General features: G+C 62.2%; 4 protein-coding genes. All 4 read right to left on the bottom strand.

From position 1 onward, the window contains the following. Positions 1–1,994, bottom strand: a 1,994-nt coding sequence (locus AWM79_RS12570) for a type VI secretion system Vgr family protein (RefSeq protein WP_082712615.1), incomplete at its 3' end; no start/stop codon positions are given. 2 nt (positions 1,995–1,996) lie between these two features. Continuing rightward, the gene (gene tssH, locus AWM79_RS12565) at positions 1,997–4,621 is read right to left on the bottom strand and encodes a type VI secretion system ATPase TssH (protein WP_060782987.1); all 2,625 of its coding nucleotides are present in this window, start codon (positions 4,619–4,621) and stop codon (positions 1,997–1,999) included. A gap of 137 nt (positions 4,622–4,758) precedes the next feature. Further along, complete coding sequence (locus tag AWM79_RS12560) at positions 4,759–5,250, bottom strand: Hcp family type VI secretion system effector (protein ID WP_017133233.1); 492 nt, start codon at positions 5,248–5,250, stop codon at positions 4,759–4,761. Further along, a complete protein-coding gene (locus tag AWM79_RS12555; RefSeq protein ID WP_156430174.1) occupies positions 5,187–6,992 on the bottom strand; it encodes an OmpA family protein in 1,806 nt (601 codons plus the stop codon). The genes AWM79_RS12560 and AWM79_RS12555 overlap by 64 nt, the downstream gene beginning before the upstream one ends.

Genomic DNA, 6,992 nt, shown 5'->3' with positions numbered 1-6,992 from the left:
TTGACCACACTGATGTCGGCTTCGCCACCGGCGTTGAGCATCAGGTTGTTTTGCGCCGCCAGTTGCAGGTGCTGGCCGCTGGCGAGCGCTATGCCCTGTGGGGCACTGAGCAGTAATACGCTGGATTGCAACTGTTGCAGGTCTTGCCTGAGCAGGTTCAGTTGCGCTTGCACATCGGCGGGTTCGGCTGCGCTCGCCTGGGCATCCACGGAGAGTTTGCGCAACTGCTCGCCGGCCTGTTGCAAACGGTCCAGGGCGCTGTCCATTTCCAGCACCTGGCCCTGTGCCTTGGGTTGTCTGTCGGCACTGATGAAAATGCCGTTCCCCGCCCGTATGGCGCCCCAACCATCGGTGCGCAACTCAAAGCCTTCTCCGCGCTTTTTTTTCCGCGCATCCACCACATGCCCCAGGTTGAGCTGGCTCTTGCCACTGTGTTCGGTACTGAGCTTGATATGCTCCTGGCCCCGCGTGTCGTCCATGCGCAGTTTGTTATTGGCCGGCGTGCGCAGCACGTTGCGTTTGTAGTTCGGCAAGGCCACATGGTCGGGGTGCTGGCTGTCGTGCAGGGCGTGGGCGATGTAGGGACGGTCCGGGTCGCCTTGTTCGAAGGCAATGGCCACTTCGATGCCGGCAAGCAGTGGCAGGTGCAAACCGTAGGTGTCGCCCGCATAGGGGCGGGCCAGGCGCAGCCAGAGGCTTTCCGCGCCGAGTTTCCAGGTGTCGCGGTCGAACAGGAAGCAGACTTTGTAACGCCCTTCACTGTCGATGTGGCCATAAGGGTCGTTGGCCAGGGAGCTGCTGATCCGAGCCGGGACGGTGCCGGCGATTTGCGGTTTGTCTTGCAGCGCGGGACGAAAACACACCCGCTCCGAGTAGGGAATGGCCTCGAAGCTGACTTCAAAGCTACGATCCCGTGCGGCGCGGGTGGTCAGTCGGGTGATCACCGCGCCGGGGGCAAACGCCTGCGGGGCGCCGTCGCTGATTTTCAGGACCTGGCCAGGGGCCAGGGTGGCGCTGGTGCTGATCCCGCTGAGCTGGGTCTGGTCATTGAGGTAACGCTCGTGACGCAGGCGCGCATAGAAAAAACCACTTTCGCTTTGCAGGTCTTCGTCATAGGCATGCGGATCGCCCAAGGTGCTGTAGGCCTCGGCGAAATGATAGGCCTCGCCGTAAGTGGTACGGGCGCCACGGGTTTGGTCGATGTCGCCGTCCAGGTAGGCGTGGGCCACCCGGTGGTGATAGCTGCGAATGGTGACGCGCTGTTCCACCACCCGGTGGCTCGCTTGCAGTTGCCACACCCGATCCTGCTCGCTGTTGCTCAGTCCGGCGGGCGGGCGGTAGGCCAGCTCGACGTTGAATTGGTAGTGGCGTTGGTCGTCGTGGAATTCCACCACGTCGATGTTCAGGCGTTCGTCGTAGGTGAAGCGGTACCAGATGCCGACCTCGGCCAGCAGGCGGGAAATAAAGGCCAGATCGCTTTCGCCGTATTGCATGACCTGCGCGCGCTTGGGGTAGTCGCGCGCCAGGCTGAAAAGAAAGTCCTGGCCTCGGAAGTCGTGGCGGCTGCGCAGGACATTTTCGACGATTTCCGGCACCGATTGGTGTTGGTAAATACGAAATTGTTGGCCTCGGCCCAGCAGCGCCAGATGCGGTTGCAGGGTGATTTCGTAGCGGGCTTCATCGACGGAGCCGGACAGGCGCTTGAAGCCGGTGATCACGCCGTGCAAGGTGCGTAACGGCTTGACCGGCGGTACGCTCAGGCCCAGGTACGGCCACTTACGCGGCGCGCTATGCAGGCTGAAAGTGGCGCTGCGGCCGAGCATTTTTTCGACGTCGATATCGCAGTCGGTGCAGGTGAATTCCACGCAGTAGTTGAACGGTTGGCTCAGGCCCTCGGTGCCCTGAAAGGTGAGGACGTCGAGCAAGGCGTCAACCCCGTAAACGCTGAGTGTGTGCCGGCTATGGTCGAAGATCGGGCGCGGTGGGTTGAGCATGTTCAGGCCTCCAGGGCGTCGATGAAGTTCAGGACAATGCCTTCCTCATCGCTGTAGCCGAGGGTTACGCCGAGAGTTTTCTGCTGGGCAGCCTGGCGTTGTAGTAATTGCCGGCTGAGCACCGGCAGGATCTGCTGGTTGAGCAAGCTGTCGATGTTGCGCGCTCCGGTGTCGGGCAGCAGGCAGGCGGCAACCAGGGCCTCGTTGAGGGCAGCGTCGATCTGGCAGTCCAGCCCGTAGTGACGCTGCAAGCGCCTGGCAACCTGGGCGAGCTTGATTGCGACGATGCGTTTGAGGGCGTCGGCTTGTAGTGGGCGATAAATCAACGTCTGGAAGCGGGCCAGCAAGGCCGGCTGAAAGTGTTCCCGCAGGATGGGACGCAGCAATGCGTGCAGGGTGCTGTCCGGCGTGTCGGGGAACTCTTGCAAGCAGGCTTGCAGTTCATCGCTACCCAGGTTGGAAGTCATGAGAATGACGGTGTTGCGAAAGTCGATTTCCCGCCCTTCGCCATCGCGCATGCAGCCGTGGTCGAAGACTTGGTAAAACAGGTTGAGGACGTCGCGGTGCGCTTTTTCTACTTCGTCGAGCAGCACCACGCTGTAGGGTCGTTGGCGCACGGCTTCGGTGAGCACGCCGCCCTGGCCATAACCGACGTAGCCCGGCGGCGAGCCCTTGAGTTGGCTGACGGTATGAGCTTCCTGGTATTGCGAGAGGTTGATGGTGATCAGCGATTTTTCGCCACCGAACAGCCTGTCAGCCAGGGCCCGCGCGGTTTCGGTCTTGCCGACGCCACTGGTGCCTACCAGCAGGAACACGCCCAGTGGCGCTTTTTCATCCGTCAGGCCGGTCTTGGCCGCGCGCAAACGTTGGGCCAGGGCACCGAGGGCAGGGTTCTGGCCGATCACCTGTTCGGCCAATTGTTGCTCCAACTCCAGCAGGTTGGCTTGTTCGTCCTTGAGCAGACTGCCCAGGGGTATCCCCGTCCAGTCGGCGATCACTTCGGCCACGCTACGCGCATTGACGTCAAGGGACAGCAATGGCTGGTTGCCCTGGGCGTTGCTCAGTCGTTGTTGCAGTTGCAGGCAAGCGTCCATCCGTTGGGGTTCGGCCTGGCGGGCGTCGAGCAATTGTTGAGTGAGGTCGAGTTCGTGGCGGTATTGCACCTCGAACTCAAGTTGCTGACGGTGCAAGTCGGCAGATTGCGCGGCAATTATCGCCAGACGCTCGCTGGCAGGGCTGCCGCCCAGTTGCAGGTCTTCTTCCAGGGCTTGGCGCTCCAACTTCAGGGCGCCTTGCCGGGCCTTGAGGCGGACCAGCGCCTGGGGCTCGCAGTCCAGGCTCATACGCACCCGTGCGCTGGCGGTGTCGAGCAGGTCGACGGCTTTGTCCGGCAGTTGGCGACCGCTCAGGTAGCGCCGCGAGAGGCTGACCGCAGCTTGTACCGCCGCGTCCTGAATATGCACGCCGTGGTGACGGGCATAACGCGCCTTGAGGCCGCGCAGCATCAGGCTGGCGTTGGTGTCGTCCGGCTCGTCGACCTTGACCATCTGGAAACGGCGCTCCAGGGCGGCATCGCGCTCAAAATACTGCTTGTATTCGCTCCAGGTGGTGGCGGCGATAGTGCGCAACTCGCCGCGCGCCAGCGCGGGCTTGAGCAAGTTGGCGGCGTCCGCGCCGCCGGCCTGGTTACCGGCGCCGATCAGGGTGTGGGCCTCGTCGATAAACAGCAGCACCGGGTGAGGCGATTGCTGCACCGCCTCGATGACGTTTTGCAGGCGTTGTTCGAATTCACCTTTTACTCCGGCACCGGCTTGTAACAGGCCCAAATCCAGGGTGAGCACGCTGACCGGTTTGAGATTGTCGGGGACATTGCCCTCGGCGATGCGCAATGCCAAACCTTCAACCAGAGCGGTCTTGCCCACTCCAGGCTCACCCACCAGGATCGGGTTGTTCTTGCGTCGCCGGCTGAGGATATCGATGACTTGCCTGATTTCATCGTCACGACCAAACACCGGGTCGATCTGCCCTGCCCTGGCTTTGGCGGTGAGGTCCTGGGTAAATTTATCCAAGATGACTTGCAACGCGCCCGACGTATCGGTGCCGGATGAAACTGACACCCCGGTACGCTCCAGCGCGGCTTCTCGCTGTACTTGTGGGCGCTCTTCGGAGTGCTGGTCGAGCAGCACAAACAAACGCTGCAGCTGGCTATCGCTGATACTGAACAGCGGCCAGGCGGCTTCACAGGCGAGCAAGCCGGGCGTCTCCAGCAGCGCGCCGAGCAGGTGGGCCGAGCGCAGGGTGTCGTTATCGCCGTCCAGGGATGCCTGCAACCAAGCGCTCTTGATCAGTTGTTGCAGCTTGGCGCATAGCTGCGGCTTGTCCTGCACACTGCGCGGCAAGGTGTCGAGGTGATCGAGCAGGCCACGCCAGATCGCATCCGTGTCCCATTCGTAGCGCCGGGCGATAAGGGTCAGGTCGCCCTCACCCTGTTCCAGCAACTTGAGCAACCAGTGCTCAATACTGATCAGTCCGTGGGCGCGGCTCTGGCACAAGGAGGCCGCCGCGCTCAGTGCCTGAGCGCAATAGGGGTTGAGACGACGCAGCAGACGGGTGGAACTCTGGGCCATGGGGTGCATCCTTGTTCTTTATTTTCGATGTGTCGACACAGGCAGTTCGCTGTATTTGGCTGAGCGCCCGCGAACGGACGCTCAACCCTGCACACCGCGAACCGGCAGGCGAAAATCCGCCTGCCCGTCCTCTCGCATCAGGCACTCTGGCGTTCGCTCCAGGAATCGGAGTGAATGATGTTGCCGTCCTTGTAGGTCCAGGTGACTTTCTCGTAGCGCAGCTCAACCTGCTCCAAGTGGTTGTGCTTTTCCTTGGTCGGGTCTTTGACGTCATGCATTTTTGGCGCGACTTTTACGATCTTGACGTTCTCCAGCTTGGTGATGAAGTACTCGACTTCCTGGCCGGCGTCATCGATGCGGTACCACTTGAATTCGGCGCTCTTGAGGGTCTGGCCGGTGGTCACCGCCTTGTACAGGTAAGGACTGGAGGCATCGATCTCCTTGGAAAACTGGAACGGGGTATGAACTCGAGCACCGGTCAGCTTGCCGGTGTTGTCATCGGCGGGGAGGTACAGGCTGTGGTCCTGGGCGATCACCTCGATGCTGCCTTCGCGTTTTTGAACGTCTACCGACCCTTTGATTTGAGCGCCGCCGTCATCTTGCAACCAGAGGTAGATGGGAATTGCCATGTGAAGCTCCTTTCTCTCAAAATTTGAATGCCGCTTGATGCGACAGGGGGGTGTCTATCCAGCACCGCAGTGGGCAGCGCGCAGGCCCCCACTTCCGGTACCAGACGGATATCGACGCGACGGTTGGCCGCACGCCCAGCCTGGGTGTCATTGCTGGCTACCGGCTGGTTGGCACCTACGCCCTGCACAGCAAAACAACCTTCGGGGATATCGCCCATGCGTCGCATCCAGTCGCGCACCGAGGCGGCCCGAGCGCGGGACAGCGCAAGGTTTTGCTCGGCGCTGCCGGTGACATCGGTATGCCCGGTGATGACGATCAGCCAGCCCGGCTGGGCCTTGATGTTGACCAGGGCGTTGATCAGGATCTTCGTCGAGCCCGGTTTGAGTTCGGCGCGTCCGGTGTCGAACAGCGACAGGCTGTCCAGCCGCACCGGAGTGGGGATCTTCACGGGCATGGGGAGTGGTGGTTGTCGATGGCTGGCGATGGTCTCCAGCAGAGGCATCCGCAGCACTTCGCCGCGATACAAGCCCAGGCCCAGCGCCAGCGGCTCGCCGTGTCGGTAGTAGTGACTCAGGCGCCTGGCGTCCTGGCGCAGGATTGCCACAGCATTCTCGCGCAAGGCGAATTGGGGCTGGTCACGCCGGTCGGCGGGGGCAATGGAAGTGTAATGCCGCAGGTCTTCACTGACCTGGCGCAACAGCAACTTGTTCTGCCAGGCCGAGCTAGCCAGGGCCACGAGCGCGGCGCCCGCGAACAACCACAACGCCAGGATACTCGCTCGCAGGGCCGGGGAGCGCCGGGTGTGGAGCGGCAGCAGGTCCAGCAAGGGATCAGGAAACGGTAAGCCTGCGTTCGTCCCCGGCGGCGGTGACCCTGCATCCTTCAAGCCGACCTTGTCATGCAACCATTGGTGCCACAGATTACCGGCGACCCTCTGGGGCAGAACCGGCACCAGAGTAATGGCACAGGCGATTGGATAGCGGGCGTCAGGTGCCGCGAAGTGCGGGAGTATCGTGTCCTTAAGCCAGGTCGCCGCGCTGCTGATCTGAACGCTACTGCACAAACGTGTGGCGTGGCTGGCGCTGTCGGCGGCCTGCCGCTGCCAGTCGGGCAGGTTGATGCAGGTACCAGCCTCGCGCACGAGAGGGTTGGGCTGACCGGCGTCCCAGCTGAACCAGGCCCCGTGGCCTTTTGCAGCTTGCAGATAGCTCACCAATATCAGCGGTAGCGCAATGCCGCGCTTGCGTGCCAGGGCGAGCTGATTGCAAAAGGCACGCACCTGGCCAACCAGCTCTGAGGCGTCGTTGTGCTCGCCCGGATTGGCGACAAACATTACGCTGAGTTGCCCACGCCAATCCGGGCGCAAGGCCTGGATGCCCGTGGTAATCGGTAATAATTGCTCAAGGGTGGACACGCGCACATAACACCCTCGCGAGGTGGTACGCAGCGTTAATTGCTCGGCAGCCACCGTGCCAAACAAGCCGCTCAGAGCATCGCCACAGACCAACACCACCGGCTGACGGTAGGCAATCGGTGGCAGGGAGGTATCGCCGGCTGGCAGCAACTGCTGGCCCCACCGGGCAAAACGCTGCCCCGCTCGCATCCAAGCCCAGGACACCGCAATCACAACGACCAAGGCGGTCGCGGCACGTGTCCAGCCCGCAAACGGCATGATCATCAAAAGCACCAGGGCCAGCGTGCCGGCCCATAGCCACAGGCCTCGTGTCAGCTTGAGTGTCAT

It is taken from the genome of Pseudomonas agarici (assembly GCF_001543125.1).
GTDB classification, from domain to species: domain Bacteria; phylum Pseudomonadota; class Gammaproteobacteria; order Pseudomonadales; family Pseudomonadaceae; genus Aquipseudomonas; species Aquipseudomonas agarici.
Note: the sequence above shows the minus strand (reverse complement) of the source record. Positions and strands in the feature narration are given on the sequence as shown.